This window comes from Campylobacter sp. CFSAN093249, from assembly GCF_011067895.1.
Lineage (GTDB): Bacteria > Campylobacterota > Campylobacteria > Campylobacterales > Campylobacteraceae > Campylobacter_D > Campylobacter_D jejuni.
The window spans coordinates 55,760-81,697 of record NZ_JAAMWM010000007.1 but is presented as its reverse complement, the minus strand read 5'-3'; the positions used below and the strand labels follow the sequence as shown (position 1 = coordinate 81,697).

The following is a 25,938-nucleotide window of genomic DNA, read 5'->3' as shown; positions in this document are numbered from 1 at the left end:
TGTAGCACTAAAAATATATTTTATCAGCTTTCGACCTCATTGCTATAATCAGCCATAGCGATACGCTTAAGCTGTCTATAGCGACGTTGAGCGTCTTTTTTATTGCGTTCAAAAAGCTCAGCAGCGTGTTCAGGATTTGCTTTTTTAAGTGAATTATAACGCACTTCATTCATCAAAAATTGCTCATATAAATCCCAATCAGGTTCTTTTCCTGTTAGAGTTAAAGGATTTTTTCCTTGCTCTTCTAAACGAGGATCAAAGGTATAAAGTGGCCAATAACCACATTTTGTAGCAAGCTCACCTTGCTCTCCTGAGTAACCCAGCCCACCTTTAATACCATGAGCTATACAAGGAGAATAACAAATCACCAAAGATGGTCCATCATAGGCCTCAGCTGCAGTGATAGCTTTGATAAGATGAGTATAATTTGCCGTTGAATTTACTTGTGCTACAAAAATATAACCATAAGTCATAGCAATTTGACCTAGATCTTTTTTCTGTATAGGTTTGCCTGCTGCTGCAAACTGTGCTACAGCTCCTGTTCTAGAAGATTTTGAACTTTGACCGCCTGTATTAGAATAAACTTCTGTATCAAGCACTAAAATATTTACATTTTCTCCACTTGCCAAAACATGATCAAGTCCGCCATAGCCTATATCATAAGCCCAACCATCACCACCAAAAATCCAGTGAGATTTTTTACTTAAATACTGTTTAAGCTCTAATATATCTTGTACGGCTTTAATATTTTTATTTTGCTCTAAAATAGGGATCATTTTATCTTTAATTTCCACAGACATAGCACCATTGTCTTTATTTGCAATCCAATCTTTAAAAAGAGCTGATAAAGCATTTGGAACTTCTTGCATACTTTCATTCATGATATGCTCAATGCGGTGTCTTGTATTTTCAGTTGCAATTTTCATACCCAAACCAAACTCAGCATTGTCTTCAAAAAGTGAATTTCCCCAAGCAGGACCGTGTCCATTTTTCACACTTTTTCTATAAGGAGTTGATGGAGCTGAACCCCCATAAATAGAACTACAACCTGTCGCATTAGCCACAATCATTCTTTCACCGAACAATCTTGTAATTAAAGTAATATAAGGAGTTTCTCCACATCCAGGACAAGCTCCATGGAATTCAAATAAAGGTTGGGCAAATTGTGCTCCTTTTGTAGTTTCTTTATTTAAAATATCATCTTTGTATGTGATTTCTTTAAATAAATAATCCGCATTTTCTTGCTCACCAAAATCCATCTCTTCTTGAAGTGGTACCATAACCAAAGATTTTTCTTTAGTAGGACACTCATGAACACAAAGCTCACAGCCTGTACAATCAAGTGGAGAAACTTGAATTTTAAAGCTTAATTTTTCTCCTTTGGTTCCTTTAGCTTCTAAAGCATGATCTTTTACACCGCGAGGTGCATTTGCCATTTCTTCATCATTAATCAAAAATGGCCTGATAACAGCATGCGGACAAACTGAAGCACATTGATTACATTGGATACAATTTGCCTCTATCCATCTTGGTACCATAACCCCAACACCGCGTTTTTCGTATTCGGTTGTGCCGTGTTCAAAACTTCCATCTTCATAACCTAAAAAGGCTGAAACAGGTAAATCATCACCCTTAGCCGCATTCATAGGTTTTACGATTTTTTCAACAAATTCAGTACCTTTATAGGCATTGGTTTGTTCTTTTTCTTTAAGCTCTAAATTTTTCCAATTTGGATCCACTTCAACTTTTACAAGTCCATCAGCACCCACATCAATAGCCTTGTAATTCATTTCTACAATAGCATCGCCTTTTTTACTATAAGATTTATACGCAAGCTCTTTCATGTATTTTTGTGCGTCTTCATAAGGAATGATTTTTGCAAGTTTGAAAAAGGCTGATTGCATAATGGTATTTGTACGATTTCCCAAACCTATATCACGAGCTAGTTTGGTTGCATTGATGATATAAAAATTTACTTCTTTTTCAGCTAAAGTTTTCTTTACTGCATCTGGAAGTTGTCTTATGGTTTCTTCAGCATTCCAAATACTATTTAAAAGGAAAGTTCCTCCTTTGCGAATTCCTGCTAAAACATCATAAATTTCCAAATAAGCCGCTACCGAACAAGCGATAAAATGCGGAGTTGAAACAAGATAAGTTGAACGGATAGGTTTTTTAGAAAATCTTAAATGGCTTCTTGTATAACCCCCTGATTTTTTAGAATCATAAGCAAAATAAGCTTGAGCGTAAAAATCCGTTTTATCTCCGATGATTTTAATCGAGTTTTTATTTGCGCCCACAGTTCCATCAGCACCAAGTCCGTAAAATAAACATTCGATCGTACTTTCATCTCCAAGTGAAATTTTCTCTCCAGTACTCAGTGAAGTATGAGTTACATCATCAATTATACCTACAGTAAAGCTATCTTTTGGATTATCAAGTTTAAGATTTTCAAATACTGCTATCATTTGAGCAGGATCAACATCCTTTGAAGAAAGTCCGTATCTTCCACCCACTATAACAGGAGCATTTTCTCTTCCATAGAAAGCTGATTTTACATCAAGATAAAGTGGTTCTCCGAGACTTCCTGGTTCTTTGGTTCTATCTAAAACCGCGATTTTTTTCACTGATTTTGGCATAACATCAAAGAAATATTTTAAACTAAATGGGCGATAAAGATAAACTTTTAAAATCCCTACCTTTTCACCCTTGGCATTAAGATAGTCCACCACTTCTTCAAGTGCTTGAGTTACAGAACCCATAGCAACAATCACACACTCTGGCTCTTTGTGACCATAATAAGTAAATGGTTTGTATTCTCTACCTGTAATTTTTGAAATTTCTTGCATATATTCATTAACAACATCAGGTAAAGCATCGTAAAAACGATTGCTTACTTCTCTAGTTTGAAAATAAATATCATCATTTTGTGCTGTTCCGCGTGTTTTTGGATTTTCTGGATTTAAAGCATTATTTCTAAATTCAAGCAAAGCTTCTCTATCTAATAATCTATCAAAATGCGCATAATCCATTACTTCAACTTTTTGAATTTCATGGCTTGTTCTAAAACCATCAAAAAAATGTAAAAATGGCACTCTTCCCTTAATTGCAGCTAAATGTGCTACACCAGCTAAGTCCATGGTTTCTTGCACAGAATGCGAACAAAGCATAGCAAAACCAATTTGTCTTGCTGCATAAATATCTTGATGATCACCAAAGATAGACAAAGCTTGAGCAGCCAAAGAACGCGCTGCTACATGGATTACACAGGGGAGTAATTGACCTGCTATTTTATACATATTTGGAATTTTAAGGAGTAATCCTTGAGAAGCCGTATAAGTTGTAGTCAAAGCTCCAGCTTGTAAAGATCCATGCACACTACCTGCAGCTCCTGCTTCACTTTGCATTTCTACGATTTTTACAGGAACTCCAAAAAGATTTTTTTTTCCTGCAGCTGCCCACATATCGGTATAATCAGCCATAGGAGAACTAGGTGTAATAGGATAAATTCCAGCAACTTCAGTAAAAGCATACGCAGCGTATGCAGCAGCCTCATTTCCGTCCATAGTTTTCATAATTTTACCCATTGAGACCTTCCTTTATATTGATAATTTTTATAATTTTTTAGCTATCAATTTACTATAAATTCTCTTAAAAGGCGTTTAACGAAAACTTGAAATTAGTTTAATCTAGCTATATAATTAACAGCCTCATATGCATTTAAAAATACCATAGAATGAGCTTTTAATTCATTTTCATTGCCATAGCCACAAGTTAAGGCCAAAGGAGTGATATTAGCAGAAATTGCAGCTTGAATATCTAATATTGTATCGCCTATCATATAGGCATTTTCTTGAGTTTTATTGAGTCTTTTTAAGGCTAAAATTATAGGTTCGGAACTTGGCTTTGGATTTATGACATCTTCAAGAGTAATTAAAGTTTTAAAGAATTTTTTAACTCCCAAATAATCAAGCAGAATCGGAGTGAATTTACCTCCTTTTGTTGTAACTATACCAAGATCTGCAATTTCGCTTCCAAGTTCTAATGCTTCTTTTGCTTTAGGCAAAAGAGTGGTTTGTTCTAAATAAATTTGCGCATAAATTTCACGATAAGCTAATACAAATTCTTTACTTAAATTTACTTTATCTGGATAAAGCATTCTAAACATTTGCTCTAAAGGATAACCTATGAGATTTTTGATTTCTTCATTATTTTTAGAAGTTAATCCAAGGGCTTTAAAAGCTCCTTGGAAAGAATTTAAAATAGCATCAGTAGAATCAATTAAAGTGCCATCTAAATCAAATAAAATAGTTTTATTCATTATCTTAAAATAAATTTAGCATCCACTCTTCTATTATCCGCTCTACCTTCTTTAGTGTCATTGCTTGAGCGAGGATTATCTTGACCATAACCTACTGTTTTGATGCGACTTTTTTCTACACCATATTTTTCAAGTTCATTAGCAACACTTTTAGCACGTCTTTCAGAAAGCTTTTGATTATAAGCTCTTGAACCGATATTATCTGTATGTCCTTCAAGAATAGTATCATATCTTTCATTTTCATCTAAAACTTTTGCAATTTCTTTGATTTTTTCTTGAAAAGTTGGATTTATAGTAGTTTTATCAAAACCAAAATGACCTTCCAAAGAAATAGTTTTTTCGCAACCATTTTCATCTAACAAAGCACCTTCTCTTGGTTCAACAGGACATTTTGCTTGTGGAGTTGCACGAGTATCAGCAACTTCTTCTACAGCTTTTTCCTTTTTGCCACCAAAACCAAAACTAATACCTAAAGTTGAAACCCAATTATGGTTTGCATGATTGAAATTAATTTGATCTCTAGTTTCAAGTCTTAAAGCCAAAGAATCACTAAGACGGAATTTTACACCCGCGCCATAATGTCCAAATCCACCGCTTTTATTATCATAAGCAGCATTTGAAAAATCCTCATATCCTCCACCTGCTAAACCATAGAAATAAAATTTCTCACCTACATCAATACCTTTAATAGCACTCAAATAAGTTCTTGTAATATCTGTAGTTTTATTTGTATTTGTATATTTAACATCAGAATAATGCTCTAACCCAAATTCTAATTGATCAAGCCAAAAATCGTCAAAATGATAACCAAGTCTAATCCCTGGTGCATAACGATTATCCATATCTAAATTACCTTCAAAGTAATTATAGTTTAAAGTTGGAGTGATTTCAAATTTTACATTGTTATCAGCACCAAATAAAACACTTGCCAAACCTAAACATAAGAATATTTTTTTCATAGAAAAAACCTTTCATTGTGTTATAAAATAAAAATTTAAATTTTGCAATTATAACATAAATGATAGAAAAAAGGATGAGTTTTATAAAAAATTGTAGAAAGGTGGGAAAATCCCACCAAAAATATTAACGTTTAGAGAATTGTGGGCTTCTTCTTGCTTTGCGGCGTCCATATTTTTTACGCTCAACAGTTCTACTATCTCTAGTAAGAAGTCCTTTAGGTTTTAATAAGGCTCTAAAATCAGCATCCATAGCTGCTAAAGCTCTTGAAATTCCATGTCTTAAAGCTTCAGCTTGAGCACTATAGCCCCCGCCTAAAGTAGTTGCTTTAATATCCATTGAAGTTTCTTGTTTAGTCACAAGTAAAGGTTGAACCACTTTAAGCTTAATCGCCTCGTGTCCACCAAGCCAAGTGTTTAAATCAACACCATTAACACTAATTTTACCACTACCTGGTTTTACCCATACCTTTGCGATAGCAGTTTTTCTCTTACCTGTTGCGTATGTTGTTGCCATGATTATTTTCCTTCTTTAGCAATTTGTGCAGTGTGTGGGTGCTCACTACCCGCATAGATTTTTAATTTTTTAAGCATAGCTCTGCCCAAATTTGTTTTAGGAAGCATACCTCTAACTGCTAATTTATATAATTTTGCAGGATTTTTTTCAAGTAAATCACCAAATTTTTCGCTTTTTACACTTCCAAAATATCCTGAATGTCTATGATAAAGCTTATCTTCTGCTTTATTAGCACCTGTAAATACAGCTTTTGAAGCATTGATGATAATTACATAATCACCACAATCAACATTTGGAGTAAAGCAAGGTTTGTTTTTACCTCTCAAAATTGTTGCTACTTCAGTTAAAAGACGACCAAAGCGTTTGCCTTCTGCGTCTAAAACAATCCATTCTCGTTTTACTTCGTTTGGCTTTGTTATCTTTGTCATAATTTTTTACCTTTGCCAAAAATTTAAAATGTGATTGTATAAAAAATAATATTAATTTTTACTTAATTTAAGTAAAAATAAAGTTTATATTTCCAAAATTTGAATTTCATTTTCCAAACAATAAACTATAAAAGCACGCACTTTATCTTTTTGCAAAATTTCACTAATGGCGATCTTATAAGTTCCTACCTGCTCTTTATGTTTATCTTGCATAGCAAGACCTGTTTTATAATCAATTATAAAAGCTTCTTCATCTTTTAAAGCAAGCAAGTCTAATTGTTTAATTTCTCCATTAAAACTCAAAGCTTGTTCTTTTAAAAGCTTTCCATCACCAATCAAATTTTGAAATTGAATATTTTTAAGTAAAATTTCAATTCTTTTAAAAAGCTTTTCAAAATCACTCTCATCTAAAAAATGTCTAAATTTACTCTTGCATCTTTGAGTAAGTATTTGAAAATTTTCACCCTTAGGAAGTTTTAAATTTTGCATAAAAAAGTGAAAAGCATTTCCAAAATATAGTTCTTTACTATCAAGCCTTTCTTCGCTTTGAATTTCTTGCAAGGTAATTTTTTCAAATTTTTGCAAAGTTTGAATGCTTTCTTTTTTAACACTTAAAATTTGTTCTTTGCTTTCTAAAAAACCTCTCTCTTGAGAATGTATATTTAAAAATCCCCCCTTAAAATAACTTGGATAATTTCCATTTACACTTTCTTCATTTCTTTTTATGATGATCAAACTTTCCTTAGCTCTTGTAAAAGCCACATAAAGTTTATTAATATCATCTTCATAATTTGCTCTTGTAATATTTTCTTTAAAAAGAGTATAAATAGGCTCTTTAGTAAGCTCTCGAATTTTATCTTTAATATGGAGTTGCCAACCTTGATTGATATCATATTCAAGCATGATATCTTCATTGTTTGAATTGTTTTTAGATAAACTATCAAGTAAAATCACATGATCAAATTCCAAACCCTTAGATTTATGCACACTCATAATACTAATTCCCATATTTTGTTCGCTTACTATTTTCAAAGCACAAGGCTCAAATAAAAGCTTTAAAAAATTCTCCTTAGTTTTAGCATATTCGATAAATTGTATTAAAGCGATATCATTTAAATCAAGTTTTAATTCTTTTATTAAAAAAAGTACATTTTCCATAGCATTTTTTGAAAAATCAAGGGTAATTTTTCTGGGCTCAAAACCTAAAAGTTCCTTTAAAAATACCAAGTAAAACTCATCACCAAAAATACAATATTTAGCATATTCTAAAACAAGTCTTACACTTGCTTTATTTTCAAGCAAAACATTACTTTGAGTAAATGCAGGAATATTTTGCTCTCTTAAAAAATCCAAAACCATATCTGCATCGCTATTTTTCCAACACAAAATACAAATATCATCATAAGAAATATTTTTAGATCTTAAAAAATTAATTTGCTCAAATAAAGTTTCTAAAGTCTTTTCCTTAATTTCTTGGGCTTGGTTTTTAACCTTTTGTTCCTTAGACTCCACAATACGCACAAAACCGCCTTTTTTACTTTCTAAGGCAAATTGTTCTTTATAATCTTTGATTTTTTCTTTAAAAGTTTCATTAACAAAATCAACCAAAAGCTCTTTAGAACGATAATTAGTATTTAAATTATCACTTTTAATTTGACTAAATTCTTGTTTTAACAAATCAAATAATTCTTTTTTTCCTTTACGAAAGCGATAAATACTTTGTTTTTTATCTCCTACATAAAAAAAAGTGCGATTTTTCTTAACCCCTTCTCCTGAAACAAGCTCAGCGATCAAAGGGCGTAAAATTTGATATTGGATCACGCTTGTATCTTGAAATTCATCAATAAGCAAATGCGAAATAAAACCATCTAAACGAAAATAAATCATATCCTTAAATTCACTGGTTATTAACTCATAAACTTTTTTACTCACATCTTGGAAATTTAAGGTATTTTTATCTTTATGAAATATATTTTTAGCTTCACTATAATGATTTAAAAGATTCATTAAATTAGCAATTTTATAATTTTCAAGCTCTATGGCATAGGTATTTAAAGCATTTATAAACTCCATTCTTTTTGCACTAAAATGCAAGTTAGTACTTTCTAAATCTTGTAAATATTTTGTACTTTCAAATTTTGTCATAAAACTTGATTGCATAAACACGGATAAATCTAAAACTTCACTTTTGAAATTGTCACACAAATTTTTATAATTTTTTACATGAGTAAGACCCAAACAATAACTTCTTAACTCACTATAAGCTTTATTGATATAAGCTTTAGTTGGATTTAGAATTTTAGGACGATTTTGAAAATAAGCATTCTCATAAAATTTTTCAAGCTCGTTAAAAAAATTTTCTTTCTCATCAACTAAATTAATATAATAAGCCAAATCTTTTAATTCATCTTTTTTAAGAAGTTTTAAAAAAATCTCTCTTACATCAAGCCTCTCTTCACTCATTGTAAAATCACTACTTAAGCCCAAATTTAAAGCAAAAACACGCAAAATTTTTCCGAAAAAAGCATCAAAAGTACTGATTTTTAACTCTGTTCTTAAAAATTCTTCTTTTTTAGCATCTCTTAAAGAAATAAGCTCTTCTTTATCTTTACCTAAAAGCTTGCAAAGTTCATTGCATTCACTGGTTTTATTTTCTTTTTCTAAGTTTAAAAAAGTCTCAATAATTCTTTTTTGCATTTCATTAGCAGCTTTTTTGGTAAAAGTTAAAGCTAAAATTTCATTAATCCTAGCTCCTTTTAAAATAAGTGCTACAAAACGCACACTCAGGGCAAAGGTTTTTCCGCTTCCTGCACTCGCTTCTAATGCCAAAAAAGGCTCAAATTGACTCATTTTAATTCCTTTTTATAAATGAGTTTATAAGGACAATACTCATCTTGTTCATTTTCAAACTCTATTTCTTCCTTACTCATAAGAACTAAATCTTTAAGTCTTTCTCTTAGCTCATCTAAACTTTTGGCTTTTTGATGCAATATTTGCATACTATTTAAATCATAAAAACCCGCGCTTGCATTTTCATCATATAAAGCTTGGTAAAAAGCAAGTTGATAAGAATTACTTGGCACTTTTCCACTTTTATAATCAATAATCAAATTACCTTCTTTTGAACTATCGATACGATCTATAGTACCCTTAAGTTTTATACTATCTGTTCCGAGCTTTAAAATATTGTTTAACTCAAGCTCTGTATGTGCGACATAAAAGCCTTTTGAAAAATGCTCTTTTTCATTTTTAGCAAATTGTATAAATTTTAATTTAAATACTTCAAGATCAAGTTCACTGATATTGTATTTTTGATATTCTTTATCCAACAAATTTGCAAAAACTTTTATATCAAAATCATTATTTGCATAATTTTTATAATAAATTTCAAGCATTTTATGGATAAAATTTCCTTGATTTTTCGCTTTGCTTTCCTCGCTTAAAACCCTAGGTTCTGCTAAATTTAAAATATAACGATAATAATAAGTTCTTTTTTGATTTTCCAATAAATTAAAACGACTAAAAGAAAGCGGAAACTCGAAAGGATTATGCTTTAAAATAGGAGCTTTTATAGGAGTTAGATTAGGTTTTATGCCTTCATAGTCTAATTTTAAAGCATTAAGATAAGCTTTTTGGTGGATATAAGTTTCATAAAAAAAGTCAAAATCAAGTTCATCTAAAAAACGTGATTTGCTTTTTTCTTCATTTTCCACAAAGCAAATACTTACTTCTAAAGCATTCTTCATCAAGCTTTCATAATAAAATCTTTGTAAATTTTCTCTTCTATCATAGCTAATCAATCCTGCTTTTTTACGCACTTCATTGTTTAAAAAAAGCTCATTAACACTTCTTTTAGGAATAAATTCTTCATTAAAATCAACCAAAATCACTCCATCAAAACAAAGCCCACGACTTTCTAAAAGTCCCATTACCGTAACCTTACCTCCACCTACATCACTAAGGGAAAGTTGTGAAATTTGCATGAAAAAAAGATGGATCAACTCTTTAAGAGTTAAAGACTGATTTTTCAATAAATCTTTAATAAAATAAAGTTCTTTTCGTATCAAATAAATAAGCTCTTGCTTTTCATTTTCTAAAAACAAAGCAAGTAATTTTTCAAAATATTCAAAATCACATTTCTCATCAAAATACTTTTTAAACTCTATAAAATCAAGTTTTAAAGAATGTAAAAGCGTATTGTGATAATCAAAAATCATCTGCGTGTCTTCAAAATAATCCTCTTGATTTTTATAAATAAAAGAAGCACTACTAGCACTTTCATAAAGTGCTTGAAATTTTTGATAAAACAAACTCTCTTTAATACTAATTCCACTTGCAAAGTTAAGCATATTGTCTTTATCAAAAAGTCTTAAAAACTCACAAAAACTTTCATCTGGAGTTATAACTACAATATTTTCAGGCTTTAAACCTTTGCGTACAAAATGTGAAATTTCATCCATAACAAAGGCGCATTGTAAAGCCCTTAATTCAAAAGATTTGAGTTTAATTTTTGAATTTTTTGTTTTAAAAATTTCTTCTTTTAAAATCTCTTGTTTTGAAAGATTGATTTCATAATGAGTGTTTATTTTTAAATCAAATGTTTTTAAAAAATCAAGTTTTAAAAGATATTCAAGATTAAATTTACTTGTTTTAAAACTTAAAACCACTTCTTTAATCTGAGAAATTTCACTTAATAAATTTTCTTCAAATTTACTCAAAAAACCTTGCAAATCATAAACTATAGCTTCATACTCATCTAAAAAATCTTTATTAAGAGTGTAATTTTTAGGCAAAGAAAGATCATCATAAAAAGAATTCTTTTCAAGCAAAGCAAGATAATTCTTATATACCTCATCTAAAATTTCCAAATGTTCATTATAGGTAGCATAATAATCATTGTTTTTAAGATCTTCTATGCTTTTTTTTTCTAAACTAAGTTCTTTAAAAAAAGAAAAAAGATATTCGTTATTTTTCAAAAAAGCAAAAAATTCTACCGAAATTCCTAGTTTTTTTTCTAAATCCTTACTTTTTAGACAAGCTTCTTGCATTAAAAGCAAACTTTCATAAGAACTTGCCTTATGAAAATTGCTCAAACAAACTTTATCTAAAAATTCACCTATATGAATAGCACTATCTAATAAAGCATTTTGCTGTTTTTTTTGGTTATAATACTCTCTAATTTGTCTTGAAGAACTAAAAATTCTTAATTTCATTGAGCATTTAATTCGTAGCTAAAAAAACCCACTGTTTCTTGATTTGCATAAAACTTTAGCTTAAGCTCCCATCTACCTTTATCTAGTTTAGGTAAAGCGATACTTAAAATTCCATTTTTAACTTGTCCTTCTAACTTTTGATCAAAATTTTTAGTGAATGGTCTTGTAAGAAGAGCTTGAACTTTTAAATCATCAGAATTTATATTTTGTAATGCAGAAATTTTAAAATTTGCAACATAGGAATTTTGATCCACTTCATAACTAGGAATTTTTCTTTTACCAATAAAAGTGATTTTATCATTTTGAAAATTTACTTTAAAAAATTTATCAAAATTTACTTGTTGTTTTTGTATTTGATTGTAATTATTTTCAACATTTTGATAAGAGTCAAAATAAAAATCATCCTCATACACAGGATGGTGACTTGCTATAAAAATCGTTACAATACAAGCAATAATTATAGCCAAAAGTGAAAGCAAAATACCATAAGGCCAAAAACTTTTTTTAGTTTCTAACATTTTTTTTCCTCTTTATTCTTCTTTGTGCATAGTATAACAATGCAAAGCAAATAAATCCATAGATAAGTATTCTTAAGATATTGATAGTATCACGATTTGCATTGCCTATAGAATGTTCTAATTGTAATCCCAAGGATTTTGCCACACGATCTACAATATCTGCATAACCATTAAGTATAGCAGCATTATAAATATCACCTTTATTTGTAGCTAATATCGGCAAAATAGATCCTGTTCCAGGATAAGGACTAAGTACAGCTTCTTTATCAATCAAAGCTAAAGCACCTTTTGAGCCCACTATATCAACTTTGTGAGAATTTTTTGACAAAAGAAGCAATATATAAGATTGAGGAAGTTCTTTTTGTTTATTTAATAAAGTTTCAATTTCAGTTTTATCACCAACCATAACACCGATAAAAATATTACTTTTTTGGTAAAGCTCTTTTCCTATAAGATTAATCTCATTGCTTACTTTTTGACTTAAAATATTTTCATTAAAAAGTACAGCATCAAGAGCAAAAACCCTAGAAGGCAATAAAACAAAGAAGAAGATGGCTAAAAAGCCATCTTGTAATATTTTTTTCATCCTATATGAAGATGATTTACGGTCAAAACCGACCAAGCGGTGATTGCAGCAGCAGCAACTAAACCAATAACAATTAAATATTCCAAAGCCTTACTCATTGTGCTTCCTTTATACTTCTATGATCTTGTTCTTTTGAACCAAACATCTTTACACTTTGTACATCTTTAAGACTATATGGCTTTTGCATCACTTCTTGCTGAGCTTTAAGACCCCAAATAGTTAAAACTACTAAGATAGCAAGTAACAAAACCGTAGCAATTAACATACCTGTAACACCTGAAAGAGAAAACACGCATCTATTATTATTTTCCATCATTCACCCCTTGAAAGAGAAATTACATACTCGCCAACAGCTTCTTTTTGAATATCATTAAGTGTTGGAAAACTCGGCATTGTTCCTATAAAACCAGCCTTACCACTATGTAAAACATCTACTACAAAAGCTGCAGAACCGTATTTTGTAAGATCTGGGAACATTCCATCTTGACCTTTTCCATCTTCTCCATGGCATGCTGCACAAGTTGCATAAGCTTCTTTACCTTTTGCTACTAAATTTTCATTTGCAGTTTTCTTAATAGCTGAAAGATCTTTTGCTACATAAGCAGCAATAGCAGGGATATCTTCTTCTGCCACACCTAAATCAGCAGCACCAAGCATTTCTCCACCTGGAAAATTCATACCTTTTGAACCATGTTTAATTACATTGATTATACCTTCTTCGCTACCCCAAATATTTAAATTTTGAGCTTTACCATTGATACCATCGCCTGTAATTCCATGACAAGCTGAACACTGAACTAAAAAGATATTTTGACCCATTGCTATTTTATCTTCAGGAGATAAATTTTTAAATTTTTCTTCAAATTTTGTATTATGAGTTGCTACTTCTTCATTGTATTGACCTATACTTGAAAAAGAATTTAAAGGATATCCCCATAGAAAATACCAAATAGCCCAAACAATAGTCAGGAAAAATACCACAGCCCAACCAGTAGGAACAGCATTTTTATACTCTCCTATTCCATCCCAACTATGTTCACTAAGCTCTGACTCGCCTTTTTTTTCTTTCATTTGCTTAAACATTCTACCCACAATAACTAGTGTGATTAAAATGATAAGAATAGCTCCAATTAAAGATAAGAGATTAACATTATCTTCTAAATTTAACCATTGCATTAAGCACTCCTTTTACTTTCTAATACACTATCATCAATATCATCTTTTAAGGCAAGGTTTGCATAATTTTCATAATTTCTCTCACCTTTTTTTTCTGTTCTATATAAATGATACCAATACGCATATAATACTATTGACAAAAACATCACGAGTGCAAAAAAACCATAACCTTGGAAAATCTCCCACTCATGTTTTTGAACTGTTGCTAAATCAAATGTGATTAAATTTTTAATCACATCAAAAACTATTGATAAATGTTCCATCATCTTACTTTAAGCTATTTAAATAAGCGATCAAAGCAACTATTTCTTTGATTTCACCTTTAGCAAAAGCATCTTTTACTTCTTGATTTTTCATTTGATCAACTATAGCCTGAGCTTCAGCTTTTACTTCAGCTTGCGCATCCTCCCAAGAACCAAGTTTTGTTCCATTTTCTGTATCATAAGGAACATTGAAAACTTTTTTCACAGTTAAAGCCTCAGCATAAGCAGTTTCAATATCTGCATTATTTTTAAACATATGCTTATATGAAGGCATAATAGAATCTGGAACAACAGAAGTAGGATCCCACATATGATTTTCATGCCAATCAGCTGTTCTATAATTTCCTACACGAGCAAGATCAGGTCCTGTTCTTTTTGAGCCCCAAAGAAAAGGTCTATCATAAGCAAATTCACCACTTACAGAATACATACCATAACGATCTGTTTCTGATTTAAATGGACGAATAAGCTGTGAATGACAAGCATTACAACTATCTTTAATATATACTGCACGCCCTGCAAGTTGTAAAACCGTATAAGGTTTTTTACCTTCAATTGGTCTTGCATTTTCTGCAAAATTTGGTAAAACTTCAACTATGCCTGCATAAGCAATCACTACAAAAACAGCTACAGCAAAAAAGAATGGATTTTTTTCTAACCAACTAAACATATTTTCTCCTTTTTATGCTGCCATAGGCGAAGCGCTTTTTGGTTCTTTATCAAGCACTCTTCCACAAGCAATTGTTTTGTAAATATTATAAGTAAACATAAAGAAACCGATAAGATACAACAATCCACCAATCGCTCTAATCCAATAATAAGGAACAATAGCCACAACAGTATCAATAAAGCTATAAAGCAAGTTACCATACTCATCTGTCGCTCTCCACATCATACCTTGAGTAATACCCGCAATCCACATTGAAGCAAAATAAAGAACTATACCTGTGGTTTGGATCCAAAATTGAGCTTCCATTAAAGATTTGCTATAAAGCTCTCTTTTGAAAACTCTAGGAGTCATATGATAAAGCGCAGCCATAGTCATAAATCCTACCCAACCTAATGTTCCATCATGAACATGTCCTGGAATCCAATCTGTAAAGTGTGCTAAAGCATTAACAGATTTAATTGAAAGAATTGGCCCTTCAAGTGTTGAGAACATATAGAAAGTTGATGCCAAAATCATAAATTTAATCAACGGACTCTCGCGAAGCTGACTCCACTCACCTTTCATAGTAAGCAAGATATTAATCGCTGAACCCCAAGAAGGTAAAATCAATACTACAGAGAAAACCGAACCCATAGTTTGCATCCAATCAGGTACAGTTGAATAAATCAAATGGTGACCACCTGCCCAAAGATAAACAAACATTAAGCCCCAAAATGCAAATAAAGAGAGTTTATAAGAGAAAATCGGCTGACCACTTTCTTTTGGCAAGAAGTAATAAATTTGAGCAATAATACCCACAGTAAATACAAATGCCACAGCATTATGTCCATACCACCATTGTACTAAAGCATCATTTGTTCCTGCATACATTGATACACTATGCCACCATTTACCCATTCCAGTAACAAAATAAGTTGGTACTTCCATGTTGTTAAAAAGATAAAGCATAGCTATACCTAAAAATGTAGCTATATAATACCATAGAGAAATATAAAGGGTTTTTTCACGGCGAATTCCAATAAGTCCAAAAATACTTACACCCCATAAAACCCAAACAAGAACAACAAGAATATCTAAAGGCCACTCAAGCTCTGCATATTCTTTAGATGTAGTCACACCCATAAACAAAGATATAACAGCTAAAACCATAGTAAGCATATAAAGCCAAAAATGAAGCTTACCAACAGCCATTAAAAATCTTGACTCAGCCATACTCACTTTAAGAACACGCTGACCTATATAATACCAAGTTGCCCAAATCCCTGAAAGCATAAAACCAAAAATCACACCTGAAGTATGAAGTGGTCTAAGTCTTGAAAAAGTGGCATATTCTCCTGCTAAATAATTTAAATTAGGATATGCCATTTGAAAAGCTATAAGAGTTCCTATAGCCATACCAACAATGCCGAACAATATGGTCGCAAACATAAAATATCTTGTAACCGTATAGTCGTAATTTAATACATTACCTGGATGCATCGACTTTCTCCTTAAAATTTTGATAACAAGAGAATATTATAGAATATTAATTATACATTTTTTCTTAAAAACAACAATTTTGTTAATCATTTGTTATGCTTTATATTTTAAGGTTAAATCAGTCTTATTTATTGATATTTATCTTATAACCTAAACTTGGCACATTTTTTATAAAATCTTCACCCACTTTATCTCTTACTCTTTTTATAAAAGTTCTAACAGCAGTATCGCTCACATGTTCACCTATCCAAACATTTTTCTTAATATCTTCATGCAAAACCAAAGCCCCAGGTTGCTTTAAAAGCAAAGAAATAAAAGCCAATTCTTTTTTAGTTAAAACAATTTCTTCACCACTGTAAATTAAAGTTCGTTTAGTTTTGTTAAATTGATATTCTTCAGAAATTTTTACAAGCATATTTGCTTCAATTTTTTCACCTATCAGATAATCTAAAACTTTAAACAACTCTTCTATATCAACAGGTTTAATCAAATATTTATCTATACCAATATCAATAGAACGCAAAAGTCTCTCTTTCTCTGAATACGCACTAAGAACAACAATTGGAACATCATCTGAAATTTCTTTAATCTCTCTTGCCATATCCAGTCCATCCATAATAGGCATAGCAATATCTGTGATAACTAAATCTGGCTTAAATTTTTTAAATTTTTTAAGCCCCTCATCTCCATTTTGAGCTCCGATTACTTTACTAAAGCGTTCGCTTAATATATTAATCATTGATTCTCTAGCCTTAACCTCATCTTCAACTACTAATATTATCAATTCTTTACATTCTTGTGACATTTCTACTCTACCCTCTCTTTTAGTTTTAAAAATATCTCAAAACAAGCCCCGTCTTTTCCATTTTTAACTTTTATTTTTCCTTGGAAACTTTCGATAATTTGTCTACTTATATAAAGTCCTACTCCTATACCTTGACTAGGATGTTTTGTTGTAAAATAAGGTTGAAAAATTTTATCTAAATTTTCTTTATCAATCCCACCAGCATTATCTTTTATTGTAATTTTCAGATAATTTTTTCCAAATTTTGAAAAATTTATTGTTATGATTTTCCTTTTTTTGTTTTTAAATGCTTCTATTGAATTTAAAATCAAATTAAGAAAAACTCTTATTAAACCATTCTCATATGCCAAAACTTCATAATCACTTTTCGAAACAATATTAATATTTACATGATTTTTTTCTATAGTTTCAAAAGCAATTTCCAAGGCTTTATTTAAAGTCTCTTTTATAAATACACACTGCTCTACTCCTTTGTTAAACAAAGTTCTAAACACATCAATTGTTTCTGACATATTTTTAATCATATCTTTTGATTGTGAGTAAATTTCAGCAAATCCTTTTTCATCTTTAAGATTTTGCTTCATTTGAAACATGGCAATACCGAGCTCATTTAACGGTTGTCTCCATTGATGTGCTATATCGCTAATCATTTGTTCTAATGAAGATTTCAAAATCTCTTCATATGCTATTTTAATATCTTTTTCATTTTTTTCCAAGGCAATTTGCATTTTTTTCTCAAATTTTTTACCTAACTGTATAAATTCTTGTTGGTGATTTTTAACTGTATTTTCAAGATTAATACTTAATTCTCTTAATTTAGCGTGATTTAGAGCAAGCTCTTCATTAAGCTTAAAAGAATTACTAACATCATGAGAGAATGCTACTATTTCTATTAATTCATTATTTTTATCCAATATGGGGATTAATAAAGTTTCAAGATAGAAAGTTTTGCCTAATTTATCAATATTTTTAAAAATAACTTGATAAGGTTTTTTATATGAAAGTTTTTTTAAAAGTTCTTCAATATAACATTCCTCAACATCTGGATGTTTAAATATTGAATGTTTTTTTCCTATAAGCTCTTTTTTACTATATCCACTTATTTGACAAAGTTTATCACTGACAAAAATTAAATTTCCTTGAACATCAGCTCTTGAAAAAATTGTATTTTTTTCAAGAGCTTTAAAAAACTGATCTTTAAAAAAATCTTTCATTGAAAAGCCTTAAAACCTATATAGGCAAGATTTATACCGTAACAAACAATAACGCCATACGATAAATAATTAAATAAATTTTTCAAAAAATCACTAAAAAACTGTGAAATTTTAGAAAAAAATAACATCGCAGGTAAAGTTGATATTCCAAAAATCATCATTACCAAAATACCTTCAAAAATATTTTGCTTACTCATTGCATTGGCTATAAAAAAATACACCAATCCACAAGGAACAAAACCATTTGAAAATCCTAAAAATATGGCTGATTTTAATCCTTTAAAATTTTTAGATTTTTTAATAATTTTCTTTACAAAACTATCAAAAAAAACATTATTTTCAATAAAAGATAACATATTGCCTCTAAAAATAAGAGCAAAACCCAAAATCATCATAAATATACCAAGAATAAAAAATGACAAACTTTGAACCTTAGCATTGATTGCCAAGATATTCCCAAAAGTCCCAAAAATTATCCCTAAAACAATATAAGCAAAAATTCTAAACAAATGATAAATAAAAGTTAATAAAAATAAATTATTGCTTTTTGAATTCAAATTTATAAAAAGTAAATTAAAACCACCACACATAGAATAGCAATGTCCAAAACTAGATAAAAAAGCAACGCTGATAATAGCTAAAAAATCTATACTCACATCAAATTCATAAATTCTTTAAAAATATACTTACTTTCATGAGGACCTGAAGAACTTTCTGGATGATGTTGTACTGAAATAATAGGATAGTCTTTATATCTTACTCCTTCAACATTATCGCCAAATAAATTTCTATGAGTGATATGAGCCACTTGAGCTAATTCTTCTGGAACATTATAATTATGATTTTGTGCGGTAATTTCTACCGTTTTTGTATCAAGATTGATCACAGGATGATTTGCTCCATGTTGTCCAAATTTCATTTTATAAGTTTCATATCCAAAAGCATTACTTAAAAGCTGGTGACCTAAGCAAATTCCAAGCATAGGAATTTTAGCTTCTGCAAGTTTTTTAATCTCTGCAATCTCTTGTTTTAAAATCCTTGGCTCACCTGGACCATTAGAAAGAAACACGCCTTGAATTTCACCTTTTTTATACAGAGTAATCAACTCATCTGCTTTAACATTATATGGATAAACTTCTACTTCAAAACCTACTTCTACAAGTTCATTTAAGATATTTGTTTTAACACCATAATCTATAACAGCAACTTTTTTCTCACTTCTTTTAGCATCATTAAATTTTTGAAAACTAGCGTTCCAAACGCCTTGTTTATGAGAATAATTTTTCTTAGTGCTAACTTCTTTTACAAAATTTACTTCATCAATTTTTGCTGATTTTTCTAAGGCGATTTTTAAATCTTCTTTATTTGAAATTTCAGTTGAAATTACAGCTCTTAAATTGCCATTATTTCTTATCATTTTTACTAGATATCTCGTATCAAGTTCATAAATTCCTATTTTTCCATGTTTTTCAAGATAATCTTGCAGACTTTCTTTAGCGCGAAAATTTGAAAAACTGGAACTTAATTCACGCATTAAAACACCACTTGCAAAAATTTCCTTGCTTTCATTATCATTTTCATTGGTTCCCACTATACCAATTTCTGGCATGGAAAATACGATAAATTGCCCTGCATAAGAAGGATCTGAAATAATTTCTTGATACCCTGTTAAAGAAGTATTAAATACAAGCTCTCCAAAAAAAGTACCGCTCTTTCCAAAAGCCTTAGCACTTAAAAAAATATCATTTTCTAAATAAATATAAGCCTTCATTAAAACATACCTTTTTTTCTGAGCTCTTCTTGATAGAGTTTTTCAAAGATAAGATCGTATTCTTCGCTACCTGGAATAGGTTTTGTTTTATAATTGCTAATTTTCTCATAAACCTCATCTTCAAGTTTTTCATAAATTTTAAGATAAGACTCTATGCTTGAAAAGATTAAATTTTTAACTCTATTTTCACTCACTATAAAATTAATATAATCATTCTCTACAAGTTCTTCTAAAATTTGATGCGCTAGATGATTATGTCTATCTTCAGAATCTAAAATCACATTAAATTCAGGAGCTAACTTTTTCTTCACAAGCCAAAACATATTTTTACGATCTACTTGCATAAGCTCCATTTCATCTTCTTGTTGCTCTAAAAGCTCTTTTACTCTTTCATCTAATTTTCTTTCATTTAGAATATCTTTCTCTAAAACTTCTATTATACATACCTTAAGCTTTTCTAATTGATCTTTAATTTCTACAAAAGAAGAATTAGCTATATCTAACATCATTTTATTTGCGATATAAGGAATATGTGGTAATTTTATACGCATCTTAAAAACCTTTTATTTGATAATGTTTGAAATAATAGCTTATTTTTGGTAAAAGAATGTTAAAAATGAAAAATTTTCATTATTTTAATCACCTAATTACTAGCATTATTATCTAAATTTTTCAAAAGCAAAGTAAGCTCGCTAGCTTTTTTTGGATCCATTTTAGATAAAACACCTGAAATTTTACGCGATTCCAAAGAAAGCATTATTTTGCTTGCATCCTCTGCATCCATTTGACTTAAAACATCTGCAATGGCTGCATCTTTCATTTGGGAATAAATTTCTTTAACCCTACCTTGTGTTTTATCATTGATTGAATTTAAAATCTTTTGTTGTTCTTCTACAAGCCTTGCGTTTTCAAGCTTTAATTCTTCAATTTTTGCCAAAGTCGCATTAACCTCAGCCTCTTTTTTTTCTAAATTTTCAAGCCTTTCTTTTTGCAAAGCTTCAAAAGAGGCTTTATAAGCTTCTAAAGATTGTCTTGCTTCATCAAATTCTCTAGTTTGCAATTCAATTTGAGCTTTTCTAGCTTCAAAATACTGCTCACAATCTTGTTCAGCTCCAAAAACTACACTTGAAATAAAAACTAACAATATAAATTTTTTAATCATCTTTTTCTCCTTTGAAAAAACGACTGATTGCAATTTCATCTAAAAATTTTTCTTCAGCCTTAGCAAGTTCTTTTTGCTTTTGTTTAATTTCCTCGGCTTCTAAAACCTTCATTTTTTCATAATCTAAATGTGCTTTTTGATATAAAAACTGATAATGATTCATTTCTTTTTTAGAAAGTTCTACTTTCTCCTTAGCTCTTGCCAAAGCCTCGCGTCCTACTTGTGCCATACTTAAATTCGATCTTAACTCTGCTATAGATCCTGATTTTGGCAATACGCCTAAACTTTCACACTCTTGGCGTGAAAGTTCATAAGCTTTTTCATGTTCAAGCTGTCTTTGTTTGGCTTGATTAAGATTTGATTCTGCTTTATCAAGTTGTTGTTTTCTTACCTTTACAACAGAATTATATTTACTTTTCATAAGATGATAGTATCATCTCTTTCAGGGCTAGTAGAAATATACTTTACCTTAACCCCTGCAAGCTCTTCAAGTCTTGCTATATATTTTTTAGCATTTTCTGGCAATAAATCATAATCTTTTATACCAAAAACTTTATCCCAACCATCCATTTCTTCATAAATAGGTTGAACATTTTCTAAATCACTTGGTATATAGTCGATTTCCATACCCTTATATTCATAAGCACGACAAATTTTTATCTTTTCAAAACCATCTAAAACATCAAGCTTCATCAAAGATAAAGCATCAAGACCATTAAGCCTTGCTGTATATCTTACAGCAACCGCATCAAACCATCCACAGCGTCTTTTGCGTCCCGTGCTTACGCCAATCTCTTTTCCAATTTGCGCAATTTTTTCTCCATCTTCGCCCTTATCCTCAGTAGGAAAAGCTCCATTTCCCACACGCGTTGCATAAGCTTTTACAATACCTATAATATTTCCCGCTTCTTTAGGATTTAACCCAAGTCCTGTTAAAGCGCCTGCTGAAATAGTACTTGAACTTGTAACATAAGGATAAGTTCCATGATCAATATCAAGCATAGAGCCCTGAGCTCCTTCTAAAAGTACTCTTTTATCTTCATCTAAAGCCTTCCAAAGCATTCTTGTAGTATCTGTAATATAAGGAGTTAAAATTTCATTAAAACGTTTTAAATCAGCAAGCAATTCTTCAGCACTTGGAATTTCAATTTCAAGCATTTCAAAAAAAGTTTTATTAGCTTCAAAATCTTTTATCAAAGCCTCGCAAAGTCTTTGTGGTTCTAAAAGCTCTCCAACTCTATGTCCTGTACGATTAATCTTATCTGCATAAGAAGGTCCTATACCCTTACCTGTTGTTCCTATGGCATTTTTGCCTTTGAGCTTTTCTTTTGCAATGTCTATTAAAGAATGATGTTTTAAATTTAAATGAGCTCTATCGCTGATATATAATCTACCTTTTAAATTTTCAAATTGAGCCATTTCAGCAATCAATACTTCAGGAGAAACCACAACTCCATTTCCGATAATATTAATACATCTTGGATGCAAAACTCCACTTGGCATAAGATGAAGCGCATATCTTACACCATTTACCCAAATCGTATGTCCTGCATTGTGTCCACCTGCACTTCTGCAAACAAAATCATAATTTTCACATAATTTATCAACTACCTTACCTTTTCCTTCATCGCCCCATTGAATGCCGACAATAATATCTGCTTTGCTCATAAAAATTTCCTTGATTTTACTTAATATTGGCGAGAAGATGAGAGAATCGAACTCCCCAAAGAATAGTCAACTATCCTTTCATCTGATTTGAAGTCAGTGGCGATCACCAGATACGCTAATCTTCCAAAGTGATAATTATAGCGATTTTTAATGAAAAACAAAATAAATTTATCAATATTCTTTTTGACTTCATATTAAATTTAAGCTATAATCTCACTCTTTTTTAGCATCAAGTTTTGATGATTACATTTTTAGGATCTTTCTTTGAATTCTTTTAAACAAAAATATTTAATCAATTTTTGGGACAATTCCCGTTCTATGATTGCACTTGGAATTTTAAGTGCAGTGTATTTTGGGATTTTTGGTGGCGTTTGGGCTGTTACTGGAGAAATGACACGTTGGGGTGGCGAGTTTTTAGAGCTTTTAGGTATGAATTTAGATGGATATTCTTATTACCAAAAGCAAAATTTAAATGGAACCCCTTTAACAAGAACTGATGGTATTATGCTCATAGGTATGTTTATAGGTTGTTTAGTAGCCGCACTTTTAGCTAACAAAGTCAAATTTCGTCTACCTGCTAGCAATATAAGAATTTTTCAAGCAATAGTAGGTGGAATTCTTTCAGGATATGGAGCAAGACTTGCATTTGGATGCAATTTAGCTAATTTTTTTACAGGTTTACCTTATTTTTCTTTACACACTTGGCTTTTTACTGTTTTTATGGTTTTAGGAATTTATCTAGGAGTGAAAATTTGCAACACTTCCTTTTTTAAACCTAAAGCTAAATTAGAACGTGTAAATAAAGAAAACTTGCCGTTAAACAAGCAAAGTTTGCGTACAAAATTATATTTTAACTTAGGCATATTGCTTTTCATAGCCTTTTTAGTTTGGGTGTTTTATCTTGTTTTTACAAATGGCAATATCAGCACACAAAACAAACAAAGTCTTCTAGCTTTAGCACTGATTTTTGGTTTTGTTTTTGGCTTTGTTATTTCTAGAGGGCAAATTTGTTTTACTTCTTGCTTTAGAGATTTATTTTTATTTGGTAGAGATAATGCTATAAAAGGCGCATTAATCGGTATGATTATCGCCTCTTTAATCGCTTTTGCTTTTATCTTGCAAGGTCATACTAGCAAACTCATAGAACTTTCTCCTGCTGTAGCTGTGGGAGCATTTTTGTTTGGTTTTGGTATAGTTTTTGCCGGAGGTTGCGAGTGTGGTTGGACTTATCGTGCCTTTGAAGGACAAAGTCATTTTATAATAGTAGGAATTGCAAATATAATAGGAACTATGATTTTAGCTTTAAGTTATGACTTTTTACCAAAAGCTTTTAAAGAAGGTATAAAAATCAATCTTTTAACTGAATTTGGCAATTTAAATGGATTTTTTATCAACCTTATTTTATTCATCTTAATGTTTGTTTTTGTAGTATTTTACAAAAAACACTTTTTTAAAAATCAACTTAAAGGATAAACAGTGAAAATTACTTATAGTTTAAATTTACAAGGTGAAGCTTGTCCTTATCCTGCTATAGCAACACTTGATGTCTTACCTAAGCTTAAAAGTGGAGAAATTTTGGAAGTGCTTTGCGATTGCCCACAAAGTATCAATTCCATACCTCAAGATGTAAAAAACCGTGGTTTTAAAGTGCTTGAAATCGATCAAAGTGGACCCACACTAAGATTTTTAATCCAAAAGCCTTAAAAAAGGCTTTTATTCTCAAAGCTCTTTTAACATCTTTTCATAAGCTGCCTTAGTTCCAGATCTTACATTTGTAAACAAACTTGCAATAATAATCACCACCGAAGCTACTAAAAACCCTGGAACTATTTCATAAAGACCTGAATTTGCAAAATTCTTCCAAAGCACCACAGTAGCAGCTCCTGTTATCATACCTAAGATCGCTCCTACTCTTGTCATCCTACTCCAAAATAAAGAAAAAAGCATTACAGAACCAAAAGAAGCTCCAAATCCAGCCCATGCATAAGAAACTATACTCAAAACACTTGAGTTTTTATCAGTAGAAATCAAAAACGCTATTACAGCTACCAATAAAACACCTAATTTACCTAAATTTAATACAATATGACTTGGTGCATCTTCTCTAAAAATCTTTTTATAAAAATCTTCCGCTATAGTAGAACTTGAAACCAGCAATTGTGAACTTGCCGTACTCATAATAGCCGCTAAAATAGCACTGAGTAAAATACCTGCTATCCAAGGATTAAATAAAAGCTGCGACATCACGATGAAAATCTTTTCAGGATCTTGCAAACTTAATTCAAATTTATGCACATAAGCTATACCTAAAATACCTATCATACAAGCACTTAAAAGACAAACCGCCATCCAAGCAATACCTATAAAAGTGGCCATAGGAATATCTTTAGTAGAACGAATCGACATAAAACGCACTAAAATATGTGGTTGACCAAAATAACCCAAACCCCAAGCAAGTGCAGATATAATGCTTACAATTCCTACTCCTTCGCCCATAGATAAAGCTTGTGGCTTTATTTCTCTTACTATATTCATCGCTTCACCAAAACCACCTAAATGATAAAGCATAACCAAAGGTACAATAATTAAAGCCATCATCATTAAAAGCCCTTGTATCATATCCGTCCAACAAACCGCCTTATATCCACCTAAAAAAGTATAAGCAACAATAATAATCGTTCCAGTAGTTAAAGCATAATCGTATCTGATACCAAAAGTACTTTCAAAAAGTTTTGCTCCGCTTACAAGCCCTGATGAAACATAAAAGGTAAAAAATATCAAAATTACCACCGCACATACAATGCGCAGTATATGTTTATCATCATCAAAACGAGTTTCAAAATAATCAGGAATAGTCAAAGAATTTGCAATCACACTGGTATAAATTCTAAGTCTTTTTGCCACAAAAATCCAATTTAAACTAGCTCCTATAGTAAGCCCAATTGCAATATAAGAATCTATAAAACCACTTACATATAAAGCTCCTGGTAAACCCATTAAAAGCCAACCACTCATATCAGAAGCCCCTGCGCTAAGTGCAGATATCATAGGCCCCATAGTACGCCCACCTAGAAAATAATCCTCTGAATTTTTATTTTGCTTATAAAAATAAAAACCTATATAAAGCATTAATAAGGCATACACTACAAACATCACTGCTATTGGGGTATTAATTTGAACCACTTCCATCAATC

Annotated in this window: 26 protein-coding genes and 1 tRNA gene; 2 read left to right on the top strand and 25 right to left on the bottom strand. The window is 30.8% G+C overall.

Features of this window, described 5'->3' with window-relative positions:
• Positions 1-23 precede the first annotated feature (23 nt).
• The 24 genes from nifJ to FBF10_RS07465 form a co-directional block, all read right to left on the bottom strand.
• Positions 24-3,584, bottom strand: coding sequence for a pyruvate:ferredoxin (flavodoxin) oxidoreductase (gene nifJ, locus FBF10_RS07580; RefSeq protein ID WP_002887741.1), 3,561 nt, complete (start codon positions 3,582-3,584; stop codon positions 24-26).
• Positions 3,585-3,676: 92 nt separating this feature from the next.
• Entirely contained in the window at positions 3,677-4,318 is a 642-nt protein-coding gene (locus FBF10_RS07575; protein ID WP_002887739.1) for an HAD family hydrolase, read from the bottom strand.
• Positions 4,318-5,277 (bottom strand): fibronectin-binding outer membrane protein CadF, encoded by a 960-nt coding sequence (gene cadF / locus FBF10_RS07570; RefSeq protein ID WP_002851185.1) that lies wholly within the window; start codon positions 5,275-5,277, stop codon positions 4,318-4,320. Before cadF ends, FBF10_RS07575 begins: the two co-directional genes overlap by 1 nt.
• A 124-nt stretch (positions 5,278-5,401) precedes the next feature.
• The gene (rpsI, locus tag FBF10_RS07565; RefSeq protein WP_002851459.1) at positions 5,402-5,791 is read right to left on the bottom strand and encodes a 30S ribosomal protein S9; all 390 of its coding nucleotides are present in this window, start codon (positions 5,789-5,791) and stop codon (positions 5,402-5,404) included.
• A gap of 2 nt (positions 5,792-5,793) precedes the next feature.
• Complete coding sequence (gene rplM / locus FBF10_RS07560; RefSeq protein WP_002779321.1) at positions 5,794-6,219, bottom strand: 50S ribosomal protein L13; 426 nt, start codon at positions 6,217-6,219, stop codon at positions 5,794-5,796.
• A gap of 84 nt (positions 6,220-6,303) precedes the next feature.
• Positions 6,304-9,069, bottom strand: coding sequence for a RecB-like helicase (locus FBF10_RS07555; RefSeq protein ID WP_002864468.1), 2,766 nt, complete (start codon positions 9,067-9,069; stop codon positions 6,304-6,306).
• Positions 9,066-11,432, bottom strand: a complete 2,367-nt coding sequence (locus FBF10_RS07550) for a PD-(D/E)XK nuclease family protein (RefSeq protein WP_002887736.1) — start codon at positions 11,430-11,432, stop codon at positions 9,066-9,068. Before FBF10_RS07550 ends, FBF10_RS07555 begins: the two co-directional genes overlap by 4 nt.
• Positions 11,429-11,950: a FixH family protein gene (locus FBF10_RS07545; RefSeq protein WP_002877447.1), complete on the bottom strand. Its 522-nt coding sequence runs from the start codon at positions 11,948-11,950 to the stop codon at positions 11,429-11,431. Before FBF10_RS07545 ends, FBF10_RS07550 begins: the two co-directional genes overlap by 4 nt.
• A complete protein-coding gene (locus tag FBF10_RS07540) occupies positions 11,937-12,536 on the bottom strand; it encodes a hypothetical protein (protein ID WP_002887732.1) in 600 nt (199 codons plus the stop codon). The genes FBF10_RS07545 and FBF10_RS07540 overlap by 14 nt, the downstream gene beginning before the upstream one ends.
• On the bottom strand, positions 12,533-12,634 hold the full coding sequence (locus FBF10_RS07535; protein ID WP_002868225.1) for a hypothetical protein: 102 nt from the start codon (positions 12,632-12,634) through the stop codon (positions 12,533-12,535). Before FBF10_RS07535 ends, FBF10_RS07540 begins: the two co-directional genes overlap by 4 nt.
• Positions 12,631-12,852 carry a DUF4006 family protein gene (locus tag FBF10_RS07530; RefSeq protein ID WP_072224426.1) on the bottom strand — a complete coding sequence of 74 codons (222 nt, stop codon included), beginning with the start codon at positions 12,850-12,852 and terminating at the stop codon, positions 12,631-12,633. Before FBF10_RS07530 ends, FBF10_RS07535 begins: the two co-directional genes overlap by 4 nt.
• Entirely contained in the window at positions 12,849-13,712 is an 864-nt protein-coding gene (locus FBF10_RS07525; RefSeq protein ID WP_002851306.1) for a cbb3-type cytochrome c oxidase N-terminal domain-containing protein, read from the bottom strand. Before FBF10_RS07525 ends, FBF10_RS07530 begins: the two co-directional genes overlap by 4 nt.
• Positions 13,712-13,975 (bottom strand): cytochrome c oxidase, cbb3-type, CcoQ subunit, encoded by a 264-nt coding sequence (locus FBF10_RS07520; protein WP_002851307.1) that lies wholly within the window; start codon positions 13,973-13,975, stop codon positions 13,712-13,714. Before FBF10_RS07520 ends, FBF10_RS07525 begins: the two co-directional genes overlap by 1 nt.
• Positions 13,976-13,979: 4 nt before the next feature.
• The gene (ccoO, locus tag FBF10_RS07515) at positions 13,980-14,645 is read right to left on the bottom strand and encodes a cytochrome-c oxidase, cbb3-type subunit II (protein WP_002855439.1); all 666 of its coding nucleotides are present in this window, start codon (positions 14,643-14,645) and stop codon (positions 13,980-13,982) included.
• 12 nt (positions 14,646-14,657) lie between these two features.
• Positions 14,658-16,124, bottom strand: coding sequence for a cytochrome-c oxidase, cbb3-type subunit I (ccoN, locus tag FBF10_RS07510; protein ID WP_002860335.1), 1,467 nt, complete (start codon positions 16,122-16,124; stop codon positions 14,658-14,660).
• A 124-nt stretch (positions 16,125-16,248) separates the two neighbouring features.
• A complete protein-coding gene (gene bumR / locus FBF10_RS07505; protein ID WP_002858876.1) occupies positions 16,249-16,929 on the bottom strand; it encodes a butyrate response regulator transcription factor BumR in 681 nt (226 codons plus the stop codon).
• 2 nt (positions 16,930-16,931) lie between these two features.
• Complete coding sequence (bumS, locus tag FBF10_RS07500) at positions 16,932-18,143, bottom strand: butyrate sensor histidiine kinase-like phosphatase BumS (RefSeq protein WP_002851243.1); 1,212 nt, start codon at positions 18,141-18,143, stop codon at positions 16,932-16,934.
• The gene (locus tag FBF10_RS07495) at positions 18,140-18,799 is read right to left on the bottom strand and encodes a sulfite exporter TauE/SafE family protein (RefSeq protein WP_002867237.1); all 660 of its coding nucleotides are present in this window, start codon (positions 18,797-18,799) and stop codon (positions 18,140-18,142) included. The genes bumS and FBF10_RS07495 overlap by 4 nt, the downstream gene beginning before the upstream one ends.
• On the bottom strand, positions 18,796-19,914 hold the full coding sequence (carA, locus tag FBF10_RS07490) for a glutamine-hydrolyzing carbamoyl-phosphate synthase small subunit (RefSeq protein WP_002851156.1): 1,119 nt from the start codon (positions 19,912-19,914) through the stop codon (positions 18,796-18,798). The genes FBF10_RS07495 and carA overlap by 4 nt, the downstream gene beginning before the upstream one ends.
• Positions 19,914-20,465 carry a DUF507 family protein gene (locus tag FBF10_RS07485; protein ID WP_002851269.1) on the bottom strand — a complete coding sequence of 184 codons (552 nt, stop codon included), beginning with the start codon at positions 20,463-20,465 and terminating at the stop codon, positions 19,914-19,916. Before FBF10_RS07485 ends, carA begins: the two co-directional genes overlap by 1 nt.
• Before the next feature lie 92 nt (positions 20,466-20,557).
• A complete protein-coding gene (locus tag FBF10_RS07480) occupies positions 20,558-21,076 on the bottom strand; it encodes a MotE family protein (protein WP_002851265.1) in 519 nt (172 codons plus the stop codon).
• Positions 21,069-21,497, bottom strand: coding sequence for a flagellar export protein FliJ (locus FBF10_RS07475; RefSeq protein ID WP_002797496.1), 429 nt, complete (start codon positions 21,495-21,497; stop codon positions 21,069-21,071). The genes FBF10_RS07480 and FBF10_RS07475 overlap by 8 nt, the downstream gene beginning before the upstream one ends.
• Positions 21,494-22,744 carry an adenylosuccinate synthase gene (locus tag FBF10_RS07470; protein WP_002855302.1) on the bottom strand — a complete coding sequence of 417 codons (1,251 nt, stop codon included), beginning with the start codon at positions 22,742-22,744 and terminating at the stop codon, positions 21,494-21,496. The genes FBF10_RS07475 and FBF10_RS07470 overlap by 4 nt, the downstream gene beginning before the upstream one ends.
• A 27-nt stretch (positions 22,745-22,771) precedes the next feature.
• Positions 22,772-22,869: transfer RNA gene (locus FBF10_RS07465), tRNA-Sec, on the bottom strand.
• A gap of 139 nt (positions 22,870-23,008) precedes the next feature.
• On the opposite strand from FBF10_RS07465, the gene yedE reads away from it, so the two are divergent.
• The gene (yedE, locus tag FBF10_RS07460; protein ID WP_002851361.1) at positions 23,009-24,217 is read left to right on the top strand and encodes a selenium metabolism membrane protein YedE/FdhT; all 1,209 of its coding nucleotides are present in this window, start codon (positions 23,009-23,011) and stop codon (positions 24,215-24,217) included.
• Between the two features lie 3 nt (positions 24,218-24,220).
• A complete protein-coding gene (gene yedF, locus FBF10_RS07455) occupies positions 24,221-24,448 on the top strand; it encodes a sulfurtransferase-like selenium metabolism protein YedF (protein WP_002851188.1) in 228 nt (75 codons plus the stop codon).
• 15 nt (positions 24,449-24,463) lie between these two features.
• Here yedF and putP read toward each other — a convergent pair whose 3' ends face one another.
• Complete coding sequence (putP, locus tag FBF10_RS07450; RefSeq protein WP_002887731.1) at positions 24,464-25,933, bottom strand: sodium/proline symporter PutP; 1,470 nt, start codon at positions 25,931-25,933, stop codon at positions 24,464-24,466.
• Positions 25,934-25,938: the final 5 nt, after the last annotated feature.